Annotated in this window: 24 protein-coding genes; 15 read left to right on the top strand and 9 right to left on the bottom strand. The window is 40.6% G+C overall.

Features of this window, described 5'->3' with window-relative positions; translation table 11 throughout:
* Positions 1-138: 138 nt before the first annotated feature.
* Positions 139-2079: a sensor histidine kinase gene (locus tag M5F03_RS03375; RefSeq protein WP_249706602.1), complete on the bottom strand. Its 1941-nt coding sequence runs from the start codon at positions 2077-2079 to the stop codon at positions 139-141.
* 282 nt (positions 2080-2361) lie between these two features.
* A complete protein-coding gene (locus M5F03_RS03370; protein ID WP_249706592.1) occupies positions 2362-3804 on the bottom strand; it encodes a SulP family inorganic anion transporter in 1443 nt (480 codons plus the stop codon).
* A 215-nt stretch (positions 3805-4019) separates the two neighbouring features.
* Between M5F03_RS03370 and M5F03_RS03365 the strand changes: the two genes are divergently transcribed.
* Positions 4020-4631, top strand: coding sequence for a glutathione binding-like protein (locus tag M5F03_RS03365; protein WP_078188886.1), 612 nt, complete (start codon positions 4020-4022; stop codon positions 4629-4631).
* Between the two features lie 82 nt (positions 4632-4713).
* Here the strand turns inward: M5F03_RS03365 and M5F03_RS03360 are convergent, their stop codons facing one another.
* From M5F03_RS03360 to M5F03_RS03335, 6 genes are all read right to left on the bottom strand, one after another.
* A complete protein-coding gene (locus M5F03_RS03360) occupies positions 4714-5286 on the bottom strand; it encodes a hypothetical protein (RefSeq protein ID WP_249706590.1) in 573 nt (190 codons plus the stop codon).
* Between the two features lie 181 nt (positions 5287-5467).
* Complete coding sequence (locus M5F03_RS03355) at positions 5468-6253, bottom strand: thiazole synthase (protein ID WP_111885685.1); 786 nt, start codon at positions 6251-6253, stop codon at positions 5468-5470.
* Between the two features lie 12 nt (positions 6254-6265).
* Positions 6266-6463 (bottom strand): sulfur carrier protein ThiS, encoded by a 198-nt coding sequence (gene thiS / locus M5F03_RS03350; RefSeq protein WP_180007313.1) that lies wholly within the window; start codon positions 6461-6463, stop codon positions 6266-6268.
* 56 nt (positions 6464-6519) lie between these two features.
* Positions 6520-6885 (bottom strand): DUF423 domain-containing protein, encoded by a 366-nt coding sequence (locus M5F03_RS03345; protein WP_249706579.1) that lies wholly within the window; start codon positions 6883-6885, stop codon positions 6520-6522.
* A 168-nt stretch (positions 6886-7053) separates the two neighbouring features.
* Positions 7054-7923 carry an RNA polymerase sigma factor RpoH gene (rpoH, locus tag M5F03_RS03340; RefSeq protein ID WP_078188879.1) on the bottom strand — a complete coding sequence of 290 codons (870 nt, stop codon included), beginning with the start codon at positions 7921-7923 and terminating at the stop codon, positions 7054-7056.
* Between the two features lie 142 nt (positions 7924-8065).
* On the bottom strand, positions 8066-8260 hold the full coding sequence (locus M5F03_RS03335) for a sulfurtransferase TusA family protein (RefSeq protein WP_078189214.1): 195 nt from the start codon (positions 8258-8260) through the stop codon (positions 8066-8068).
* Between the two features lie 415 nt (positions 8261-8675).
* On the opposite strand from M5F03_RS03335, the gene M5F03_RS03330 reads away from it, so the two are divergent.
* Both M5F03_RS03330 and rhlB read left to right on the top strand, forming a co-directional pair.
* On the top strand, positions 8676-8888 hold the full coding sequence (locus M5F03_RS03330; RefSeq protein ID WP_005014923.1) for a cold-shock protein: 213 nt from the start codon (positions 8676-8678) through the stop codon (positions 8886-8888).
* 99 nt (positions 8889-8987) lie between these two features.
* On the top strand, positions 8988-10139 hold the full coding sequence (gene rhlB, locus M5F03_RS03325) for an ATP-dependent RNA helicase RhlB (protein ID WP_180003018.1): 1152 nt from the start codon (positions 8988-8990) through the stop codon (positions 10137-10139).
* Positions 10140-10237: 98 nt separating this feature from the next.
* Here rhlB and M5F03_RS03320 read toward each other — a convergent pair whose 3' ends face one another.
* Complete coding sequence (locus M5F03_RS03320) at positions 10238-10627, bottom strand: hypothetical protein (RefSeq protein WP_249706577.1); 390 nt, start codon at positions 10625-10627, stop codon at positions 10238-10240.
* 212 nt (positions 10628-10839) lie between these two features.
* Between M5F03_RS03320 and M5F03_RS03315 the strand changes: the two genes are divergently transcribed.
* From M5F03_RS03315 to M5F03_RS03260, 12 genes are all read left to right on the top strand, one after another.
* Positions 10840-11430 (top strand): nitroreductase family protein, encoded by a 591-nt coding sequence (locus M5F03_RS03315; RefSeq protein ID WP_171525909.1) that lies wholly within the window; start codon positions 10840-10842, stop codon positions 11428-11430.
* 60 nt (positions 11431-11490) lie between these two features.
* Positions 11491-12564, top strand: coding sequence for an NAD(P)H-dependent glycerol-3-phosphate dehydrogenase (locus M5F03_RS03310; protein ID WP_078188874.1), 1074 nt, complete (start codon positions 11491-11493; stop codon positions 12562-12564).
* A 79-nt stretch (positions 12565-12643) separates the two neighbouring features.
* The gene (locus M5F03_RS03305; RefSeq protein WP_078193626.1) at positions 12644-13099 is read left to right on the top strand and encodes a SixA phosphatase family protein; all 456 of its coding nucleotides are present in this window, start codon (positions 12644-12646) and stop codon (positions 13097-13099) included.
* 27 nt (positions 13100-13126) lie between these two features.
* On the top strand, positions 13127-14266 hold the full coding sequence (gene gspL / locus M5F03_RS03300; protein ID WP_249706574.1) for a type II secretion system protein GspL: 1140 nt from the start codon (positions 13127-13129) through the stop codon (positions 14264-14266).
* Positions 14266-14745: a type II secretion system protein M gene (locus M5F03_RS03295; RefSeq protein WP_249706572.1), complete on the top strand. Its 480-nt coding sequence runs from the start codon at positions 14266-14268 to the stop codon at positions 14743-14745. Before gspL ends, M5F03_RS03295 begins: the two co-directional genes overlap by 1 nt.
* Before the next feature lie 90 nt (positions 14746-14835).
* Positions 14836-15837: a quinone-dependent dihydroorotate dehydrogenase gene (locus M5F03_RS03290; RefSeq protein ID WP_078188867.1), complete on the top strand. Its 1002-nt coding sequence runs from the start codon at positions 14836-14838 to the stop codon at positions 15835-15837.
* A gap of 5 nt (positions 15838-15842) precedes the next feature.
* A complete protein-coding gene (locus tag M5F03_RS03285; protein WP_078188866.1) occupies positions 15843-16430 on the top strand; it encodes a CvpA family protein in 588 nt (195 codons plus the stop codon).
* A 24-nt stretch (positions 16431-16454) separates the two neighbouring features.
* Positions 16455-17993, top strand: coding sequence for an amidophosphoribosyltransferase (purF, locus tag M5F03_RS03280; protein WP_078193623.1), 1539 nt, complete (start codon positions 16455-16457; stop codon positions 17991-17993).
* 91 nt (positions 17994-18084) lie between these two features.
* Complete coding sequence (locus M5F03_RS03275) at positions 18085-19974, top strand: M48 family metalloprotease (protein WP_180007308.1); 1890 nt, start codon at positions 18085-18087, stop codon at positions 19972-19974.
* 174 nt (positions 19975-20148) lie between these two features.
* Positions 20149-20796, top strand: a complete 648-nt coding sequence (locus tag M5F03_RS03270) for a hypothetical protein (protein ID WP_249706570.1) — start codon at positions 20149-20151, stop codon at positions 20794-20796.
* Between the two features lie 20 nt (positions 20797-20816).
* Positions 20817-21788: a 2-hydroxyacid dehydrogenase gene (locus tag M5F03_RS03265; RefSeq protein WP_180034723.1), complete on the top strand. Its 972-nt coding sequence runs from the start codon at positions 20817-20819 to the stop codon at positions 21786-21788.
* Positions 21789-21873: 85 nt separating this feature from the next.
* On the top strand, positions 21874-23313 hold the full coding sequence (locus M5F03_RS03260; RefSeq protein ID WP_249706568.1) for a M48 family metalloprotease: 1440 nt from the start codon (positions 21874-21876) through the stop codon (positions 23311-23313).
* Positions 23314-23400 lie beyond the last annotated feature (87 nt).

The following is a 23400-nucleotide window of genomic DNA, read 5'->3' as shown; positions in this document are numbered from 1 at the left end:
TTAAGTCCTGAGATACACAAGTCAAATTTTTACCGTGAATAAATCCGCTTTTTGCTCAATCTTACCGATTGGAGCCGTGCTGAGCATTTGCCATGTACAGTGAATTACTCAGCTCAAAAGTCATGAATTAACATTAATCTAGGCTGTTTTTTCATCAAGATCTTCACTGTCAGCACCATCAGATTTAAATGGCAAAATGGCCTCAAGAACGGTGGAACCCGGCTGTGACTGTATTTTAAATTCACCACCGATACGATGGATTCGTGTTTGCATACTATGTAGACCAACATGTAGACCTTGTTCAACATCGTTAGGGTTGAAGCCTATACCGTTATCTTCAATACGTAATACCAACTGAGTTTCTGTTTGGCACAAACTGAAATGAACTTTGTTGGCTTGACTGTGTTTTAAAATATTGGTCAGGGTTTCTTCTGCGACACGAGTCAAATTGAGACATTGGGTCGCAGAGGGTGAGTGAATCCATTCGGTAGCAAATTTCCAGCTTGAGCTCATGTCTAATTCTTCAAAGAGCTGTACAAAGCGATGGCGAATCGGTGCTGCCCATTCGACCGGGGTGTCTGGAACTTTCGTCCCTATACTTGAACCTGAATCGATGACTTGTCTTAAATCATTACGGAACAGTTTAAGCATCGACATGATTTGTGGTTTTTCAATTTTGTCATTTTGTTCTAACAGTAAAATTGAACGGACAATTGATCCGCCTAAACCATCATGTAAGTCATGAGATAAATGAATTCGTTCTTGAAGTCGTGCATTTTCAAGCGCGAGTTGATGTTGTTGACCAAGTGAGGTAGCGAGTTTCAGTTCAGCTCGTTGTACATTTTCAGTTAAGGTCTTATTAAAACGCTCAATTTGACGCGTGTGTCGAGCTAAACGCAAAGCCAGTACGCCGCCCAAAACGAGGGTGGTTAGTGGGCCAGTATATGGTGAGAGCGCATGGCCTTCCATGGTCATCATAAAGTGCGCATCATGTACCGCAATCGGTAAATAAATCAAATACAGCGTTGCAAGCAAATAGGTTTCAGCCATTTTGGCTTTATAGGCTAAATAGGGGTAGCTAATACATTTGGCCACAAAGACCAAAACAAAGAAGCTAAAACAAATTTGGATGACGGTCTTTAAATAAGCCTCTGGCGCAAAACCTATACAGAGAGCGGCGATGGTGGCAAGACTTAATAACAGTTTCTGAATTTTTGGAAATGGGTGGTTTGCAAAATACCATGCACCAATACAGCCAAAAACCGTATAAAAGCAGAAAATGATATTTTGCATACGGTCGATCTGTACGGTGGTTAGAAATGCAATTGGCCCATTAAAAATAATACACAGGCTATAAAACACCCAACACATACCAGTGATGGTTAACCATAAGTAAGCTCTTTCATTACGATTGGCGAGCCATGCTAAAAAAAAGAACACAGCCACGACGAAATTAATCATCGTATTGAGTTCGACTAATTGTCGTTGTTCGAGTAACCAAATTTTAAAGGTGTCATAGACTTGCGGGTATTCCCCAATTTGAACTGAACTGAGTCCTGATTTTTGGGTCACCGAACCATACACTTGTACCCAAATGGTATTTACACCTTGCTTTAAACTCGAGCTAGGCAAGTTCAATAGTCTAGGATGATGTTGGCTTCGTGAAAAATGTTCTGCTGAAATGTAATCTTGCCAAAGTAGGGCATCGTTGATATAAACCCGACCACTTTGGGTGATGCCTTGTATAGCGATAGCAATGGGTTGATTTAACTGATGGAGTTCACAGTTCAACTTAAATTGGATTTTGTACCAAGCGATACCATGATAATCCGGCCAACGTTTATTCCAAGTGTCTGGAAGCTTTTGCAGATTTTGCCAACCTGTACGTGGGCGCTCTTGCTCGACAGCACTTTTAGCTGTAGCAATATGGGTGATTTCAACAGGACAATGACGGCTTGAGATCTGTGTGGTGGAATTGGCAAAAGTGGGTATAGCAATACAACATAGCAGGCAAAATAGACTCGCTAAGACCAGCAGCCGATTTGCTTGAATGCAGTGTCGTGACCAAAACCATACCATCAAAATTCCCCCAATTTTGTGTATCCACAATTTAAAAAAATAAATAGAAAGTCACATCAAATCTTTGTTTTATTTTTGATAGTTATAATTTTATGAGATGAATTATACAGTTAAATCGAATGAATGGTGAATTTTTCTCTTTTTTATAGGCTTAGTATTTTATGTAATGTCATTACACTTCTTAGCTTCGAAACCCTTTGCTATATATATCCTGCATAGGGTCTCAATAGGTCACATTTTATTGAAAATTGATTGGATTTAAAGTCAACATTTCAAAAATCATTATTCACTGACACGGTCAAGTAAAGTGCTACTTGCTTCATTTAAGCCAAAAACCTCTACTTGAATCTGTCTTGATTCAAATTTTTGCACGACATTCTTCAAAATATTAACAGAAGTAATATCCCAAATATGTGCATGACTCAGATCAATTCGCACATGACTAACCCTCTCCTGAAAATCAAAAAATTGATAAAAAGTCTCAGAGCTACTAAAGAAAATTTGTCCATAGACTGTGTAGCTACGAATATTGTCTTTAAGTTCAGATGTGACTTTTACCGAGCTTTCCAGTTGATTGATAATAAACAACGCAGAGAGGAGCACGCCAACCATTACGCCAAGGGCTAAATTATGTGTTGCAAGCACCACGATCACCACAGCAATCATTACGACATTAAAAGACATCGGATGCTTCGAAAATTGCTTGACTGATTTCCATTGGAAAGTGGTAAACGATACCATAACCATAATCGCGACTAAGGCCGCCATTGGGACATAAGCCAGCCAGTCTTTTAAGAACATCACTAAACACAACAAAAATACACCTGCAACCAAAGTGGAAAGGCGAGTTCGCGCGCCAGAACTAACATTAATAATCGACTGCCCAATCATGGCACATCCAGCCATGCCGCCCATAAAGCCACTGACAATATTGGCAATCCCTTGACCACGACATTCCTGATGACGATCTCCTTCAGTTCCAGTGACTTCATTGATCACTGTCGTGGTCATCATGGTTTCTAATAGGCCAACTGTTGCAAGGGTGATGGAATAAGGGAAAATAATCGTGAAGGTTTCAAGATTGAAAGGAATTTCAGGAATCAAGAAAATAGGTAAAGTCTCTGGAAACTTACCCAAATCACTCACAGTACGCAGGTCAGCACCTAAAAATAATGCCAAACCACTGAGGACAATAATGCAAATCAGCGGTGATGGGATGGCTTTGCCAATTTTAGGTAGATATGGAAAAAGATAAATAATCGCAAGCCCTAAAAGCATAAAGACATAGCCTAAACTATCCATCTTTGACATTTCAGGTAGCTGTGCGACAAAAATCAAAATCGCGAGTGCATTTAAAAAACCATACACCACTGACTGCGAGACGAAGCGCATAAGTCTTGCGACTTTAAAATAGCCAGCAATGAACTGAATCACACCAGTTAAAATCGTGGCAACCAAAAGGTATTGCAAACCATGATCTTTGACTAACGTGATCATAAGTAAGGCCATCGCACCCGTAGCAGCTGAAATCATTGCTGTACGACCACCAAAAAAGGCAATGGTGACGGCAATACAAAACGAAGCGTACAAACCAACCTGAGGGTCAACCCCAGCAATAGCTGAAAAGGCGATGGATTCTGGAATCAACGCAAGTCCAACCACCAAGCCTGCAAGCACATCGGTACGAATATTGGAAAACCATTGTTCTTTTTTAAGTTGTAACACGGTAACTTTTCATCAAATCTTAAACGCGGCTATGTTAAAACAACTGAGTATAAAAATGCATAACACAGTGACTTGAAATCTTCTTAAATATGGATAATAGTCAATGAGTATATGTGTTTCAGCATTTACGCTTTTTTGCAATTTACAGGTTTGATCACTTGAAAGTTTGACAGAAGAGATTTAAAACATTGAATAGTACATAACAAGGATCAGATATGAAGCTTTATTATTCTCCAGGTGCATGTTCATTAGCATCACATATTATTTTAAATGAAATTAATGTCGATTTTGATTTGGTCCGTGTTGACCTAAAAAACCATAAAACAGAAAAAGGGGTGGATTATTACGAGATCAACCCAAAAGGTTATGTACCTGCATTAGAAATTAACCCAGGTTTGATCCTGACCGAGAACGTGGCAATTTTACCGTTTCTTGCACAGCATGATCCAAAACAAGACTTAATTCCACCATCAGGTTTAGGTCGTGCCAAAGTTTTAGAATGGCTTGGCTATTTGAACTCAGAATTACATGATGCTTATGCCGTATTCTTTGGTGCTCCACTAGATGCAGACGCTAAAGAAAAAGCTTATGCAGAAATTGATCGTTTATTGACATATATCGATAAAGCGATTGGTGAATCGGATAACGACTATTTGGTCGATGATAACTTTGGCCCAGCAGATGCTTATCTCTTTGTACTGACAAATTGGTCAAATGGCATCGGTCATGATTTAACGCCATATAAAAATATCATTGCATTACGCAACAAAGTTGCAGAGCGCCAATCAGTTCAAATTGCGATGCGAGATGAAGGTTTAATTCCTTAAGTTGTGTATTCAAATTGAATTAAAAAAGACCGCCGAAATTGGCGGTTTTTTTATTGCTAGATTGGCATTGCTCAGGTTCAACTTAGTACTCGAACTGTGTATAGAAATCATCAAAGTTAATATTTTTAAGCGTCAGTTGTTGTGGTGCTTTGAAGCTTGACCATTTGGTTTGAGTTTTTGCATCTTCAAACATATTGCCGCCTACAATTTCCTTACGTTTTAAGGTCGAAAAATTATAACTTTTCGATGTTTCTTCACCAGAAGCGCGGTGAAAGCTATTGTAGTCAAAACCAATCAGGTCAAAGCGTTGATTTTGCCAACGGAAGGTATAACTATGTCGGGGCCATTCCCAGCCACCACAAGCCATAAAATAACTAAAATGAACGAGTAAATTGCCTTTACTGATTTGGATGTCTTCTGCTTCAGCAAGTGGATCAAGTAAGCATGAATTCGGTTGCTGAGCGACTGGGATACTGTTGTTTTCTACGATACGTTGATATCCCTTTGCGGTTTTAAAAAATACGATGAGTTGTCGTGGATGGTTATGAACGACTTTGCCATCGTCATCATAGGTCACCACATCGACTTTTTGTTTTTCCACGATCATCGCAATATCTGGCATTTGATCTTTGTTTAGGTCGCCAGTCGTAGCCATCAAAATGTCCCAACCTTGAGGCGCGAGTGATTTGGCTGTGCTGGGCACTTGGGCAGACAGCCAACTAGATGCGACACAAAGACTCAAAGTACAAAATATATGGGATATTTTCATTGTTATCAGGTTTTCAAAATCAAAAAAAGGACTCAATGGAGTCCTCTTTTATACCGTGAATGAGTTCTTATTTAAAGAAGTATCCAGTTTCAGGTGAACTGGCATTTGCCATGCGTTTACGCGGCATACGTCCTGCTAGGAATGCTTCACGTCCTGCTTCAACTGCTTTTTTCATCGCTGAAGCCATCAGAACAGGGTTTTGTGCAGCTGCAATTGCTGTATTCATTAATACGCCATCACAGCCCAATTCCATCGCTATCGCTGCATCACTTGCTGTACCGACACCAGCATCGACCAAAACAGGTACTTTGGCATTGTCTTTAATGATCGAAATGGTGTGTGGGTTGAGAATACCTAAACCTGAGCCAATAAGACTACCTAAAGGCATAATCGCTACACAGCCCATGCTTTCCAGTTCTTGTGCCACAATTGGGTCATCTGAGGTATAAACCATGATTTCAAAGCCATCGTCAATCAATGTACGTGCAGCTTTTAAAGTCTCAGTAATATTTGGATATAGGGTTTTCTCATCCCCTAAAACCTCAAGTTTAACCAGATTGTGACCATCTAATAGTTCACGCGCCAACATACAAGTACGAACCGCGCTGTTCGCATCGAAACAACCGGCTGTATTTGGCAAAATCGTATATTTCTCAGGTGGAACTACAGAAAGCAAGTTTGGCTGGTCTGGATGTTGACCAATATTCACACGGCGAATGGCAACGGTCACAATTTCAGCACCACTGGCTTGAATGGCCTGGTCAGTTTCCGTTAAGTCCTTGTACTTACCTGTACCAACTAAAAGTCGTGAATTAAATGTACGTGAACCAATGATTAGGGGTGTATCTTCCATGGGAGCTCCATTTTAGCCGCCACCTACGGCATGAATAATTTCAATATGATCTTGCTCAGTAATTGGGGTTTGTTCCAATTTACTTTTCGAGATGATCATTTCATTTTTTTCAACAGCGAAGCGTTTGCCTTCCAGTTGTAATTGTTGAACCAATTGCAAGAGGTTGACACATTCGGTTTGTGTAGCTTCGCCGTTTAAATAGATTTGCATTTGCGGATTCCATTCTTGCTGCCTTGCCTGTTGAGTAAGGCCAATTCTGCTGTTGATTATTTTGCGTATTTAAACGCATTCCATGCCAATATGAGCCATCCAGCAATCATCAGCGCTCCACCAATTGGAGTAATGGCACCGAGACTGCGTGGTAAACCTAGAGCCATCACATATAAAGAACCACAGAAGAAGAAAATACCAATTTGTATAAGTAGGAAACTGGCTTTTATTGGAAGTTGGGGAATGACTTTGGATAAGATCGCGAGGGCAAGTAAGCCCAGTGCATGATAAAAGAAATAGTCCGTTGCAGTTTGCCACCAAGCCACTTGGGCTTCAGTCGCGCGAGCTTTTAATCCGTGTGCACCAAAGGCACCAAGCATTACAGCAAAAGCTAAGTTAAGTGCGGAAATGGCAATCCACATGTGCATTCACCTTAACAAAATTTGCGCATAACCATAGCATATTTAGCACGCAGGGTTAAAGCAAAAATGCCCAAAGTTTTTGTGTTGTAGCTTGTCATTCAATACTATTCAGACATAAAAAAGAGCATCGAAATGCTCTTTTTAAGAATGACTGGAAAAGCCTTCAACTTAGTTTGAGGACATTGCGACTTTAATTTTTTCCATCGCATTTTTTTCCAACTGACGAATACGTTCAGCAGATACATTATATTCCGCCGCCAATTCATGCAGCGTCGACTTTTCGTCATCTAACCAGCGACGTTGTAAGATGTTACGTGAACGGTCATCCAACTGATCCATGGCTTCATGTAAAGCTGAAGTGCTTTGTTCTTCGTAATCTTCATCTTCCGCTAAACGCGCAGGGTCGTAACGGTTATCTTCGAGATAAAGGGCAGGAGCGACATGGGTCGAACCTTCATCGTCGTCATCACCTTGAGCTTCAAAGGCAGCATCATAAGCGGTTAAACGGCCTTCCATTTCCAAGACTTGTTCAGGTGTTACATTTAAGTCATTGGCAATCGACTGTGCTTCAGCCAAAGTTAATTTTTTAGATGACTTTTTTAAGCTACGTAAATTAAAGAATAATTTACGCTGCGCTTTAGTGGTCGCAATTTTGACAATACGCCAGTTACGAATCACATATTCATGAATTTCTGCTTTAATCCAATGCACAGCAAAAGATACGAGACGTACGCCCATGTTTGGGTCAAAACGTTTTACCGCTTTCATTAAGCCCAAGTTACCTTCTTGAATCAGGTCACCTTGTGGCAAGCCGTAGCCTGCATAGCTACGTGCGATATGTACAACAAAACGAAGATGTGACATCACAAGCATTTTAGCTGCGTCTAAATCTTGGTCATAATAATAACGTTCGGCCAGCTCTTTTTCTTGTTCGGCCGATAAAATTGGAATCTGATTAACAGTACTAATATAAGCACCAAGATTCACCCCAGGTGCCGATAATGACAGGGGCATCAATTGATTGCTGCTGTCACTCATGTTTTCTCCTTGAGAATTAAAATGGGTAAGCCCAATAACTAAGATTCATCTTAATCCAATATTTCCGTAAATTATGGAAAATTGGGTATAGAAATGTAAACTTTTATTCAATTATGAAGCAATTTAGTTTAACTGAATCTTTTTAAGATTCAATCAAGTAATGAAACTCAGAATCGGAAATTTTGCGCATTTCACAGTTTAACTGATGTATTTGACAGTATCGTGATACATCTTGTTGGCTGTGCGGATCGGATGACTTTAACAATAAAGATTGGTCTGGACTTTTCTTTAAAGCTTTTTTGAGCATCAATAGTGGCATCGGGCAGGGTTTACCCATTGCATCTACAGTTAAAAGCGAATTTTGGCTGTCACTCACGAAGCAGATCCAACATGTTTACATTTCAATGGAAATATTAGCAAATACAGTGCCAAATCCCAACCTAAAATAGGTAAAAATCCTTTGTGATTTATAACTCAAACGATGTGAAAAAATAAGAATATTCAAAAGGAAAATAGATCAAAAAAATCTATTAATTGCGGTAAACCCGTGTTAAGCTCGTTGCGTTGTTAAGATTTTTGTTGGCTGTGAAGCCTCTTAACTCTTGATATATTTGGATGTAACCGGGATTTTGTTGATAGTTTTACAGAATGATTACAAGCTTAGAAATAAAAATATTTTTTTTAACCTTGTTTGGTCTGCTGTTTGCAACACCGGGTGGTCCTTCTTTTTTAAATACGATAAGGATTAACTTATGACAGCTCGTGAACAAGGCGTTGTTAAATGGTTCAACGACACTAAAGGCTTCGGCTTTATTCAACGTAACGGCGGCGACGACGTATTCGTTCATTTCCGCGCAATTATGGGCGAAGGCCACCGTTCACTTCGTGACGGTCAACGCGTAGAATTCAGCGTTGTTAAAGGTCAAAAAGGCTTCCAAGCTGAAGAAGTACAACCTTTAGACTAATCGTCTGAATGTACTCAAAAACGCTCCAATGTAAATTGGGGCGTTTTTTGTTTATAATGCTTCAGCAATTTTGTGATTATTCAATTAGGGCACATCTATATGTCATCAGGTTTTGAAACCTTAAATTTACATCCGAACCTTAAAAAAGCCATTGATGCTTTAGGTTTTAAGGATATGACGCCTATTCAGCAAAAGGTTTTAAAATTTACATTGGCTGGACATGACGCTATTGGTCGTGCTCAAACTGGTACTGGTAAGACTGCGGCTTTCTTGGTCAGTGTGATCAATGACTTGTTGAATAATCCAATTAAGGAACAGCGTTATCGTGGTGAACCGCGTGCATTGATTCTTGCACCAACGCGCGAACTTGCTTTGCAAATTGAAAGTGATGCAAAAGAATTAGTGAAATACACTGATCTCAATGTCATGACTTTGCTCGGTGGGGTAGATTTTGATAAGCAAAAAAATCTATTAAATCGTAATTTTGTCGACATTATGGTGGCGACACCGGGTCGCTTAATTGACTTTGTTGAACAAAAAGAAGTTTGGCTCGATCAAATAGAATTTTTAGTGATTGATGAAGCTGACCGTTTATTAGATATGGGCTTTATCCCATCTGTAAAACGTATCGTGCGCTTTTCACCACGTAAAGAACAACGACAAACTTTGATGTTCTCTGCAACATTTAGTTATGACGTTTTAAATTTGGCACAGCAATGGTTGTTTGAACCAGTAACTGTTGAAATTGAACCTGAGAAAAAAACTAATGCAGATGTAGAGCAACGTGTCTACATGGTGGCGAAGTCTGATAAATATAAATTGCTGGAAGACATCTTACGTGATGAACCAATTGAAAAAGTTATGATCTTTGCCAATCGTCGTGATCAAGTGCGTAAACTTTATGATCATCTCAAAAAAGACGGTTATAAAGTGGTGATGTTGTCAGGTGAAATCGCTCAAGATAAGCGTTTGAAAATGCTTGATCAGTTCAAAAATGGTCAACATAACATCATGATTGCAACAGACGTTGCGGGTCGTGGTATCCATGTCGATGGTGTTTCTCATGTAGTGAACTTCACACTTCCTGAACAGTCGGATGATTATGTACACCGTATCGGTCGTACAGGTCGTGCGGGTACTCGTGGTGTGAGTATTAGTTTCTTGTCTGAAGATGATGCTTTTTCACTGCCTGAAATTGAAAAAGCCATTGGTCAAAAATTACCTTTAACCCGTTTAGACGGTTATTGCTAATTTTGCTTCTAAAAAGCCTGCAGATTTGCAGGCTTTTTTATTTCATGTCGACTATTTCATTTTGAGTTAATGACAAAACAAAATCACAGACTAGCGTTTTAGTTTGCACGGCAACTAAAGGTTAGTACGGTTTGGTAATCATCATCTTTGCTGATGCTACCGCTATTTCCAGTAATGGTGCCAAGTACGCCAGCCGCCGCCTGAATCATTTGACCTGTCTTTTCATCGACCACGCCTTTTAAAACTCCGTTGTATTCTTGCTTTTCATCCACCACGACAGGGGTCGCATTTTTACCACAGGTACTATTTGCAGCTGCAATTGCATTATTTTTTGCCGCTAAACTGGTTTTACCTACGGCAGTCACTTCATATTGATTATTTGGTTTTTGAATCGCTAAAGATTTTGTTGGCGTTGATGTACATGCAGCTAAAAGCACAGTTGCGCTTAGCGTGCTAACAATGGCAACAGTTTTGTTGAATTTTGTCATGCGGTGCCCCGAGTTAGAAACAATTTGATTTATTTGAACATAAAATTTCTTATAGAACAGGGAACTGCTGTACAAGTTATGCGGTTTTTTTATAGTAAATCTGTGAATAAAGCTGACTTAACAAATAAGCACCGAGTCTGATGTAAACATTCTAGAGTAAGTTATTGAGAATATGCTAATCTTGAGCAAACGTTTTAAAGTACAGTGTATAGATGTCAATTCTAAAATCAGCAGTTGATACAGTTCATCAAAATATTCATCAGCGTCAGTCGATTGGTCATTTAATTGAACCTGCGCCGAATGCTGAGCAATTGGAAAATGCGTTTCAAGCCGCTTTAACGGCGCCAGATCATCATCGTCTTAAGCCTACGCGTTTCGTGATTATTCCTGAAACTGAACGTGAAGCATTTGGTGAGTTGCTTTCACATGCTTTAGCCGATACTGGACAAACAGAAGAAGCGCAGTTGGAACGTGTGAAACACCATCCATTTCGTGCGCCACTATTGGTTTTGGCTTTAACTCAATTACAAGATCATCCCAAAGTTCCGCATTTCGAACAAATTTTAAGTTCAGGCGCAGCAGTACAAAACTTTTTGCTCTCTTTACAAGCACAGGGCTTTTCAACTATGTGGCGTAGTGGGGCGGTGGTTGAATCTAAATTGTTTAAACAAGCCTTGGGTTTAACGGAAAACGATTTGATTTCAGGCATTATTTATATCGGTACAGCAGTGAAAGCAATTCCACCGCGTGCTGAAATACAGTCTGCTGATTTTGTAAGCCATTGGCATAAAGCAAACCAATAAAAGTGAAAAATAGGTCGATTGAACAAGACCGATCAGTAAAGAAATTAGGATAAAAGAACAATGTCAGAACTTGATTTTGCAAGTCTTGTTAGCCCTGTGTCAGTAGACCAAAAAACGGCACTGCGTGTTACGGTGTTGGGTGGTGGGAGTTTTGGTACTGCGATGGCCAATACTGCAGTACGTAATGGCTGTGACACCATGATATGGATTCGTGATGAGGCGGTGGCTGCGGATATCAATGCAACACATATCAATAAACGTTACTTGCCAGATTTTCAATTAGAAGCCGGTTTGCTCGCTGTTTCAGATTTAGAAAAAGCAGTATGTAATCGTGACATTATTTTGGTGGCCATTCCGAGCCATTCTTTCCGTAGTGTTTTACAGCAGATCAAACCTTTTATAACCTCACAAGCAGTGGTGTCTTTGACCAAAGGTATTGAAGCCAATACCTTTAGTTTTATGAGCGATATTATTCGTGAAGAACTTCCTGAAGTCCCTTATGGTGTGCTTTCAGGGCCAAACTTGGCGAAGGAAATTGTTGCAGGACAACCAGCAGGAACAGTGATCGCAAGCCAATCTGAGCTGGTTCGTTACGCAGTTCAACAAGCGCTACACAGTGCGTTATTCCGTGTATTTGCCAGTGATGATGTGCATGGCGTGGAATTGGGCGGTGCTCTGAAAAATATCTATGCAGTCGCGATGGGTCTAGCTGCGGCTTATGGTGTCGGTGAAAATACCAAGAGTATGATTTTGACACGTGCTTTGGCAGAAATGAGCCGTTTTGCAGTGAAATTAGGCGCAAACCCATTAACATTCCTAGGTTTATCTGGTGTCGGTGATTTATTTGCAACTTGCAGTAGTCCACTCAGCCGCAATTACCAAGTCGGCTTTGCACTCGGTAGTGGTAAAAGCTTAGAACAAGCCACCAAAGAACTCGGACAAACTGCGGAAGGGATTAATACGATTGTGCAAGTACGCGCACGCTCTGAAGAGCTCGGTGTGTATATGCCAATTACCAGTGCATTGTATGAAGTGATTTTTGAAGGTGCGCCGGCCCTGAACATTGCATTGTCATTGATGAAAAATGGACATCGCAGTGACGTTGAATTTGTCTTGCCACATCAGCAAGTTTAAGTTTGCTGATTAATATGCAATACACATAGCTTTGTCATACTGGCTGTATATAATGTGCGGAATAGAATAAGGAAATTTTATGCAACTGACATTGGTTAGGCATGGCGAAGCTGCTCCGCCAGTAATGGGGAATGATGAAAAGCGTCCTTTAACAGCGCGCGGACAAACTCAAGCGGCAGAAACTGCAGCATATTTGAAAGATATAATTCAACCAGACGTTTTTGTGGTGAGTCCGCTACTGCGGGCGCAGCAAACACTTTCATCTTTGCAAAAACATTTTCCACATGTGCCTGTGGTTATTTGTAATGCCATCAAACCGGAAGATGATGCCAAAGTTGCAGTGGAATGGTTGTCACATTTACCGTATGAGTCTATTGTAGTGGTATGCCATATGAACGTTGTGGCACATATGGCCAGTGTTTTGGTCTCAGAATATTTTAATCCCTATGCTTTGGCAGAAGCGCGCATTTATGAACAAGCGGTCATTGCTCCAGGGTTATCAACACAAATTAAAACGTTTATACCATCAACATAAAAACCAATTAAAACGGCAGAAAAATTAATGTTGTATTTATGGATGCCCGAAGCCAATGGGGTTTGGCAATGGTCAGAAGGGGATTTCTGGAAGCAGTCATCGACACTTGAACAATTGATTCAGGAAATTCAGCCACATGCGGGAAAGGAAGCGGTTGTTTTTTTTCCAAGTCGTGATGTACAAATCATTCAGCAAAATTTTCCAAAAAACCAATATAAAAAACTTGGCCCAGACGGCGTAAAATATTTACTTGAGGAATATGTCATTTTGCCTTTGGATGCAATGAAAGTATTGCATCATTTTCAAAGTCCAGATGAATTAACGGTCATGGGGATTGCGCATAGTACACTTGAAACGATGCAGCATGCTTTGACGCTAATTCCTGTAAAAGTCATTTCGTTATTACCTGACTTTTTGGTCTTGCCAAGCCCAGAAGCTGGGCAACATGTTTTGGCAAATGTCAGCGGTCATTTATTGGTCCGAAATGGTGAATATGTCGGGCAATCCGTTGATGATTTGGCTTTGTACTTAGATTATCAAATTGGTCAGCCGAACTATAAGATTTCAAATCTAAGTTCAGATCAGACGCATAGTCTTGAAGCCGCTGTAACGCATGATCACATTGAATCTTTTCATTATGAATTACCCAATATAAAAAAACCGAAACACCATCCACTGAATGTTTTGCCGAAAGCCAAAGCCAATACGGGTGTGAGTGGCTATTGGAAAGCATGTGCAGCTGTTTTGGTTGCGGCTCTAATTACTCAGTTTAGCTATGATGCAGTTCGTTGGTATCAATACAAAAAAGTGGCTAATATCACTGCGGCACAAGCGATTGATCAGTTTAAATATTGGTTTGGGCAAAGCTATCCTGTCACTGAACAAACGCTGAAAAGCCAGTTCGAATCACAATTGCGTCAGAGTCAAACAGGCAATGCGCAGGCGCTGTCCTTACTGAGCCGTGTTGGTCCTGTTCTAATGCAAAACCAAATTTCTGCAAATCGTGTCAGCTATGAAGCCTCGATGCTGAATATGGAGTTAAAAGCTAATTCAGCAGAAGTGCTACAAACCCTAACCAATCAATTAAAACAACAAGGTTTTAAAGTTGAATTAGGGAATATTCAACCAAGTGCCAACGGCGCGATTGGATTGGTGAAAATACAATAATGACAAAAATGGAAAACCTACAGCAACGTATAGATGGGCAAATTGAGCGCATCACTGATTATTTAGACCAACTTTCTACTCGTGAACGAGTCATGGTGATCTTTACCACGATTTTTGTTGTAGTGGCAGCGATTGGTTCGGCACTGTTTTATATGAACAAAGCTGCAAATTTTCAACAAAAGCGCGTGAATGAACTTAAAGATACTGTTGTTTGGATGCAAAGTAATGCCGTCACGATGAAACCAGCAGGTGATACACAACTGAGTGCGTTGGAAAAAGTTCAGCGTGTGTCGCAACAACAGGGCTTGTCAGTGGCATCGCAACAAGTCGGCGAGCAAATACAGATTGCTGTGATGCATGAAAATTATGCAATTGTGGCCAATTTTTTGACGCAATTGGTTCAAATGGGCTTAAGTATTGAAAAGATGGAATTAAGTTCTGAAGCGGGACAGGTCAAATTAACAGCGAGTGTACAATAATCGGTAAAAATAAAGATCTGCTAAGCATGGTGTTTTATTTGTGCTGTGCCTATAATATGCCGACTTAAAAAGCAGTAGACTTTTATAGATATGTTGTATTCTCTAGCCCGCCCTTTGTTGTTTACTTTAGCACCAGAGCGTGCACATGAGCTGACATTATCGCTGTTGAAATCTTCTCACAAGATGGGAATGATGCGTCAAAACGTGGCGTCTAAACCAGTGACATGTATGGGAATCGAATTTCCTAATCCAGTTGGTTTAGCAGCCGGTCTTGATAAAAACGGTGCTTATATCGATGCGCTGGCGAGCCAGGGCTTCGGCTTTATTGAAATTGGTACAATTACACCACTTCCACAATCAGGGAACCCTGAACCTCGTTTATTTCGTTTACCGAAAGCAAAAGCCATTATTAACCGCATGGGTTTTAACAACGATGGCGTGGATCAGTTGATCGAAAATGTCAAAGCTGCAAAATTTAAGGGTGTACTTGGGATCAATATCGGTAAAAATGCAGTCACACCTGTTGAAAAAGCAGTTGACGATTATCTGATTTGTCTAGAAAAAGTTTATAACTACGCTTCTTATATTACGGTTAATATTTCATCTCCTAACACAAAAAATCTTCGCAGCTTACAAAGCGGTGATGCTTTGACTGAACTGTTAGAGACGCTCAAGAAACGTCAACTCGAGTTGGCGGATGAAAATCAACATTATGTACCTTTAGTACTTAAAGTTGCACCAGATCTAGAACCTGAAGATATTAATTTTATTGCACAACAATTGTTAAAATTTAAAATTGATGGTCTGATTGTCACCAATACGACTTTGTCACGTGAAGGTGTTGAAGGCCTTCCATTTGGTGATGAAGCTGGTGGTCTATCCGGTGCGCCAGTCTTTGAAAAAAGTACGGCATGTTTGGCGGCTTTTGCTAAAGTATTAAATGGTCAAATTCCATTGATCGGTGTGGGTGGTATTTTATCGGGCGCAGATGCTGTTGCGAAACAAAAAGCAGGAGCAAGCCTTGTACAAGTGTATAGTGGCCTCATATATACAGGTCCGACACTTGTAAAAGACTGCGTAGACGCATTGTAAATATCATGAATACCATTGATATCTTTATACTGATTATTTTGCTCATTGGAGGGCTTAACGGTTTGCGTCAAGGATTTGTAAAAGCCTTTGCGAACTTCATTGGATGGATTCTTGCACTTGTCATTGCGGCAAAGTATGCAACCGTCCTTGCACCTTCGATGACATCTTTAAGTACAGATCCAGTGGTACAGAAGATTGCCGCGTTCGCATTTATTGTATTGTTGATTGTAGTCATGACTTGGGTCGCGACATGGTTATTGAACAGTATTTTGAAAACATTAAAGCTCGGTCCGTTAAATCGACTGGCAGGTGGTGTTTTTGGAAGCTTAAAAGGATTGTTGGTGGTGCTGATCACTATGCAGGGGCTAGGTCCTTGGGTAGAAAGTTCACCACATTGGAAACAATCTAAAATGGTTCAGTCATTATTGCCATATGCGCCTTGGGCAACCGAATTGTCCAAAGATGCTGCAAATCAAGCACTTCATCATATTCAGTCTGAAGATGCTCAGAAATCTTCAGACCTACCATCTGAGTCGCAGAACAAGCACGGACGTTCTGGATCGGGTGAGTCAACAAATAATCCTTTTTATTAACCCTAGCTTGTCTGCGAGGTTGCTATGTGTGGAGTAGTTGGTATAGCTGGTAAATCACCTGTTAACCAAATGTTGTTTGATGCGTTAACGATGTTACAACATCGTGGACAGGATGCAGCCGGGATCGTAACTTGTCAGGATGGTCGTTTATTCCTGCGTAAAGATACGGGTATGGTACGTGATGTGTTCCACACACGTCATATGCGTGCATTACAGGGTAATTATGGTATTGGCCATGTTCGTTACCCAACTGCTGGTTCTTCTAGCAGTGCTGAAGCTCAGCCATTCTATGTAAACTCACCTTATGGCATCACGCTTGCACATAACGGTAACTTAACCAATGCTGCTGAAATTCATGATGACTTGTTCAAGACTGACTTACGTCATATGAACACTGATTCAGACTCAGAAGTATTATTAAACGTATTTGCACACGAATTGCAAAAACGCGCAAAACTTACACCAAGTGCTGAAGATGTATTCCACGTGGTATCACGTGTGCATGAACGTTGCAAAGGTGGTTATGCGGTTGTTGCTATGATCACCGGTCAGGGCCTTGTGGGTTTCCGTGATCCAAATGGTATTCGCCCATTGATCTACGGTTCGCGTGAGACTGAAAATGGTATGGAATATATCATTGCGTCTGAATCTGTCGCAATTACAGCGCTCGGCTTTAAGGTTGAGCGTGATATTGCACCGGGTGAAGCAATTTATATTACTGCTGATGGCGTGATGTCGACCAAGCAGTGTGCAGTAGCCCCTGAATATCGTCCTTGTATCTTTGAATACGTATATTTTGCGCGTCCAGACGCAACCATTGACGGTATTTCAGTTTACAAAGCACGTTTGAAAATGGGCGAAAAACTTGCTCAGAAAATTCTACGTGAATGGGGTGATGAGCACGATATCGATGTCGTGATCCCAATTCCTGATACTTCACGTACTTCAGCGCTAGAGCTTGCAAATACTTTAGGTGTGAAATTCCGTGAAGGCTTCATGAAGAACCGTTATATCGGTCGTACCTTCATTATGCCGGGTCAGCAACTTCGTAAAAAATCTGTGCGTCAAAAGCTTAACCCTGTAGAGCTAGAGTTCCAAGGCAAAAACGTACTATTGGTCGATGACTCGATTGTACGTGGTACGACTTGTAACGAAATCATTCAAATGGCGCGTGATGCGGGTGCGAAAAAAGTATTCTTTGCGTCTGCTGCACCGATGGTGAAATATCCAAACGTGTACGGTATCGATATGCCAGCCAAATCTGAACTGATTGCGTCTGAACGTAGCGTTGAAGAAATTCGTGAAATTATTGGCGCTGATCGCTTGATTTTCCAAGACTTGGAAGATCTAAAATCTGCTGTTCGCACCAAGAAAGTCCCTGAGTTACAAGACTTTGATTGCTCGGTATTTGATGGTAAATATGTGGCAGGTGGTATTGATGCTGAATATTTGGCAGCATTAGAGCGTAAGCGTAATGACTCTGCAAAAAATGAAAAGCCAGCTTATATCGATGTTAACATTGATGCAGCTTCTGTGGATTTAACAGGTGTTCGCGAAGAATAATCTGCTGAAAACACACTGAAAAAGCGGGAATTTCCCGCTTTTTTCATTTATGATGAGCAAACAAAAGACAATGTAGCTTAAGGGTATTACATTGAGACGTGTGGGTTATGATTTTATAAAAAACAAAAATATGTTTTGGCCTGTCACCATGTGTATGGCGGCAGTGTTTTTGACCGTCGCAATTATTAATGTAATTGTCGGTTTAATTGTGGATTATTATGATTCCACTCAGTCTATCTATTGGCATGTTCTTAGCCCATTTTTAGTGGCTGCTGTACTGCTGATTATGTTGGTTTCAGTTCTCTATGATTTTTACACCTTTCGTTTAGGTGGTTATTCACTTGCAAAACAGTTAGGTGCGCGTCGTCTCAGTCTGATAGAAAGTATTCCTGAAGAAAGTGTTGCACTGCGTATGACTGAGCAGCTGGCAGATACCTTTCTAATCGATACTCCTGCACTTTATGTCCTACCCGATGAAGTGGGTGTGAATGCGCTCACCGCTGGTTTTAGCCCTCGAGATACATCGATCATTTTAACTTGGGGCGCCTTACAAACCCTAGATGAGATGGAAATGTATGGTTTGCTGAGCCATGAATTTAATAAAATCTTGTCGGGGGAAGCTGCGGAAAATACCCGTTTGAAAATCTTATATAGCGGGTTGACGACCTTTAGTCAGTGGGGCAGTAAAATTGCAAAACGTGGCTTCTATAAAAATGGACAAGCACGGGACAATAAGTTTGAAACCCTTTTTGTTGCGATTGGCGCGGTCATTTGGTTGATCGGAAGCTTAGGTGTATTGATTTCCCGCTTTATTAAATATATCTCTTTGGGTTCTCGAACCTATCGTAATGACCAGAAAACTAAACGTCTGATTCAAAATGATGCCAATATTCAAACCTTATTAAGGATTTATGTGCATCATTCAGGTTCGCAAATTCATAGTGAATATGCGGAATCGATTTCTCATATGTGTTTTGCAAACTCACTCAGTCCGCAAAACTGGATGAATATTCACCCAAGTATTGAACAGCGTATTTTTGAATTAAATCCGGCGCTCATTCATGACCTGCAACTAGAAAATTTAAAAAAACTGCGAAACCAGCCGCTATTTTATTTATTCCGTTCACTAGAAGAAGCTAGTCCAGATGTTGCAACACCATGGAACTCGCCACAACCATTACCTTTACTGCGCTTGTCACCGATTAGTTTTGCGATACGAGATGCAATTAAACCGTTGAACCCCGAGATTCGTGAAAATTGGCAGCGGCCTGAATTGATTCAACGTGCCTTACAAACTGCAACCGGTTCGCGTGAGGTGATGGTTGCGATTTTAATGATTCGTCAGTATCGAGAATTTATTCCGACTGAAGCTGAAGTCAGTCGTGCGATTGTGGATGCCTTATTGAATCTTGATGGTCGTGTGCATATCTCCATTTTTCATGAGGCATGTAAAAATATTGGTACCATGCCAGCAACAATTTCACGGCAGTTCTTAACCAAGCTGGCCAAAATTATTCAAGAAGATGGTGAAATTGGATTACTCGACGCCTTACTACTTGAAACAGTGAAATATGAGTTGAATCTGTTGCCTGCACATACACCTACGTCTTTAGAAGATGTAAAACCGAGTATTGTGCGTTTGATTGATGCCTTGTTGCATGTGCAACAAATTAACAGTGACAACCAACTCGAAGTGCGTGAAAAAATCCTCAATCGAATCTTAACGAAAGAAGAATTAGAGTTTTATCGCGATATTTCTGATGAGCCAATTGATTTGGCTGAAATCCTAAATGATATTTCAGGATTGTTGCTTCGTGAGCGTCTAAGCATCCTTGGGGTTGCAGAAATATGTTTATGGAATGATCGAATTATCACGCAAGATGAGTTGGATGTTTTGCAGCTACTATATTGGCGTATTGGATTTGAATCAGCTGAGATAGTTGAACTAATGCAAAAGAAAAATAGTTTAATGATCGTATAATTATTTATAGCGGCTTGATTTATGAATAAATTGTTTAATTTTAAGTCAAAAGTAGTCTGAGCAAGTCTACAGAATCTTTAAAGAAATAGAGTGGTCTAATTGATTTATAAAAGTTCAGCAAAACAGAGTGAATCCCGTTAGAATAACAAGCCTTGCATAGGTGAAAATGAAAGCATGATTGGGCATCAGCGAAGCATAATGGCGGCAATGGGAATTGATATATGGATTCCTCATGCGGCTCCGTGTCAGCAATTTAGCTCAAATATTTGGCGAGATCAGGCGGCTCCTGAAATAGTCTCTGAAATTCTACTCAAAAATGAGCCTCAGCCAACGCCTGTTTCATCACAGACTGAGCTTAAAAACAACGTTGATGTTGTTGTAAATCAACCTGTAGAAGCACCTAAAGATGAACCAAAGGTTGTTGAGCCTGTTGAAGTTCGTCCAATTGTTCAAATCCCTTCGTTTAACTTAGAAGCCATCTGTTTAATGCACTGTGTCATTGTCATTGATGCCACAGAATTAACTGCAGAGCAGCAAGTTTTGTGGAGCAATATTCAGCGCGCAGTCAGTGCCGATTTCTTTGCTTTACAGTGGCCATTTGGTTGGGTGAATTTGCAAGATGGTCGTGGTGCGGCATCTTATGTGCAGGGTTTTATCGATGCGATGAGCTTGGATAAAAATGTCATTTGCCTAGGCGATATTCCGCATTTAGAGCATGCGAAAGTGTATCCATTGGCATCTTTACAGCAAATGATTGAACAGCCTTTATTGAAAAAACGCCTATGGCAATTTATGCAAAATAAGGCAGGACAAAATACTTAAATTACGTAAATGGAAAATTTATGCAAAAAAAAGTAGTGGTTTTTAGTCAAATAGATCAAGAAATAATCCAACGTTTAGAACAGCAATTTAAAGTTTTCCAAATTAGTCCTAAATTGGGCGATGTGAATCAGCAAATTCTTGAGCATTCAAAAGATGCTGACGCCATGATTGGTGCAGGACGTTTGTTGAATGCCTCAAATTTAGCCCATGCATCACAATTAAAAGTCATCTCAAGTGTAAGTGTAGGTTATGACAACTATGATCTAGCATTTTTAAATCAAAAAAATATCTGGTTGAGTCATACACCACATGTGTTGACGGAAACTACAGCAGATTTAGCATTTACCTTATTGATGAGTGCGGCACGTAAAGTGCCTGTATTGGATCAATGGACCAAACAAGGGCAGTGGAAGCGTACAGTGGGCCCTGAGCAATTTGGCATGGATGTCTTTGCTAAAACTATTGGTATTATTGGCTTAGGACATATTGGTGCAGCCATTGGGCGTCGTGCTCGCTACGGCTTTAATATGAATGTACTCTATCATAATCGCCGAGAAAAAATTGAATTGGCTGAATCGTTATCAGCGCAATATTGCGATTTGGATGATTTGTTGCAACGTGCTGACTTTGTGGTCGTTGCAGTGGATTTAAATGCAGAATCGAAAGCTTTAATTGGTGAACGTGAGTTGGCCTTGATGCAATCGCATGCGGTATTGGTTAATATTTCACGCGGTTCAGTGATTGATGAAGCCGCTTTAATCGATGCATTAAGTCGTGGTCAAATTTTTGCAGCAGGCTTAGATGTGTATGAGCAAGAGCCACTTCAAGAATCGCCATTATTTACATTAGCCAATGTCGTGACATTACCCCATGTGGGTTCAGCAACAGCGGCAACCCGTAAACGTATGGCAGAGTTGGCTTATCAAAATCTAGTGGATGTTTTGGTACATGAGCGTGCGCCACGCTATGTGGTCAATCCAAAATTTGAATAAACAATCACAACAGTTTTCTCCATAATTCACCAAAATTCAATGCTATATTCGATGAAGTACGAATATGAAATTTAGAGAATAGACTTTGAAAAAGATTTTACTGGCATGTGGTCTCGGGCTTTGTTCGACATTGGCGCAGACGCAGTCCGTAGATTTTAGTTCATCCCCACAATTTTCTGTGCCTGAAATTGGTAGTGGCGTCGGTTTGTTGGATCAACAAAAAGAACGTGCCATTGGTGAGAAAGTGTATCGTGAGGTGCATCGTCAACTTCCTGTGACTGAAAATCCGTGGATGGAAGATCGTCTTTTATCTGTCTTTACGCATATTTTGAGCCAAACTCAACTTAATCAACCGGTCGGTTTGTTATTAATTAATGATCCACAAATTAATGCTTTTGCTGTACCAGGTGGCTTGTTTGCATTAAATGCGGGATTAATTAATTCAGCACGTAATATGGATGAAGTGGCAGGGGTGATGGCACATGAAATTGCACATGTATCACAACGTCATTACAGTCGTTCACAAGAAGCCTTTAAAGGGCAAGGTTTATTGTCACTAGCCGGTATCTTGGTCGGAGCCTTGGTGGCCTCACAGGCAGATGGTGATGTCGGTGCGGCTGTAATGATGGGCTCACAAGCCGCTTTGATGGATAAGCAACTAACCTATAGCCGAAACCAAGAACGTGAAGCAGACCGTATTGGGATGCAGTATATGTACCGTGCTGGATACAATCCGCAGAGCATGGCTGATTTCTTTGAAGTGATGCATCGCTCTACGAGTCGAGTGAGCTTTCTGCCTGATTTTTGGTTGACGCATCCTTTAACCACGGAGCGTATGAGCGAAGCTCGCTTACGTGCCAATCAGTTGCCTAAAGTTAAAACCAGTTTGGTTGATCAAGATTTTGAAATTCTGCGTTGGTATAGTCGAGTACTATCAGGTCAGGCGACTGAATTGCAATTAAATGCAATGGTGGCACAAAAGAACTATGCAGCTGAGTTGGCTTTGGTGAGCTTGCATATTAAACAAGGTGACTTTAGTGCTGCTCAAAAGTTATTAAATGAAGCAGCAAAACAAAATGCTTCGCATGCACTTTTTACTATTTTGCAGACCGATGTGCTGTTGGGTCAAAACAAAACAGCCGATGCTGTGAACGCTGTGAAAAGTTCGGCAATCATCATGCCTGAAAATCGTGCATTAAATTATAAATATGCAGAGGCTTTGATTCGAAACAAAGAATATGCGCAAGCACAACTGATTCTACAGCGATTTTTACAAGCAAATCCACGCGACTTGAGTGGTTGGCGACTGATGTTGCAAATGGCTGATGCAGACAAAGATGCAAGCTTCCGTTCGGTCAATGTGCTGCGATATCGAGCTGAAGTAGAGTATTGGGGTGGGGATGAAGAGCGCGCGATTAAATCTTTGCTACAGGCGCAGCGCATCGCCAAAGACTCGAAAAGTCTTGCTGCGAAAATCAAGCTACGTGTAGATGAAATGCAAAATGAACGGAAATTAAAAATATAAAGATTTCAAATGTGATGCACTTATCTATGTCGATTATAAAGTGTAAATTGTAGTTTTAGTGGCTTGGATTAATCAGTGTAAACTAGC

Origin of the sequence: Acinetobacter amyesii (genome assembly GCF_023499985.1) — a bacterium.
GTDB lineage: Bacteria > Pseudomonadota > Gammaproteobacteria > Pseudomonadales > Moraxellaceae > Acinetobacter > Acinetobacter amyesii.
Note: the sequence above shows the minus strand (reverse complement) of the source record. Positions and strands in the feature narration are given on the sequence as shown.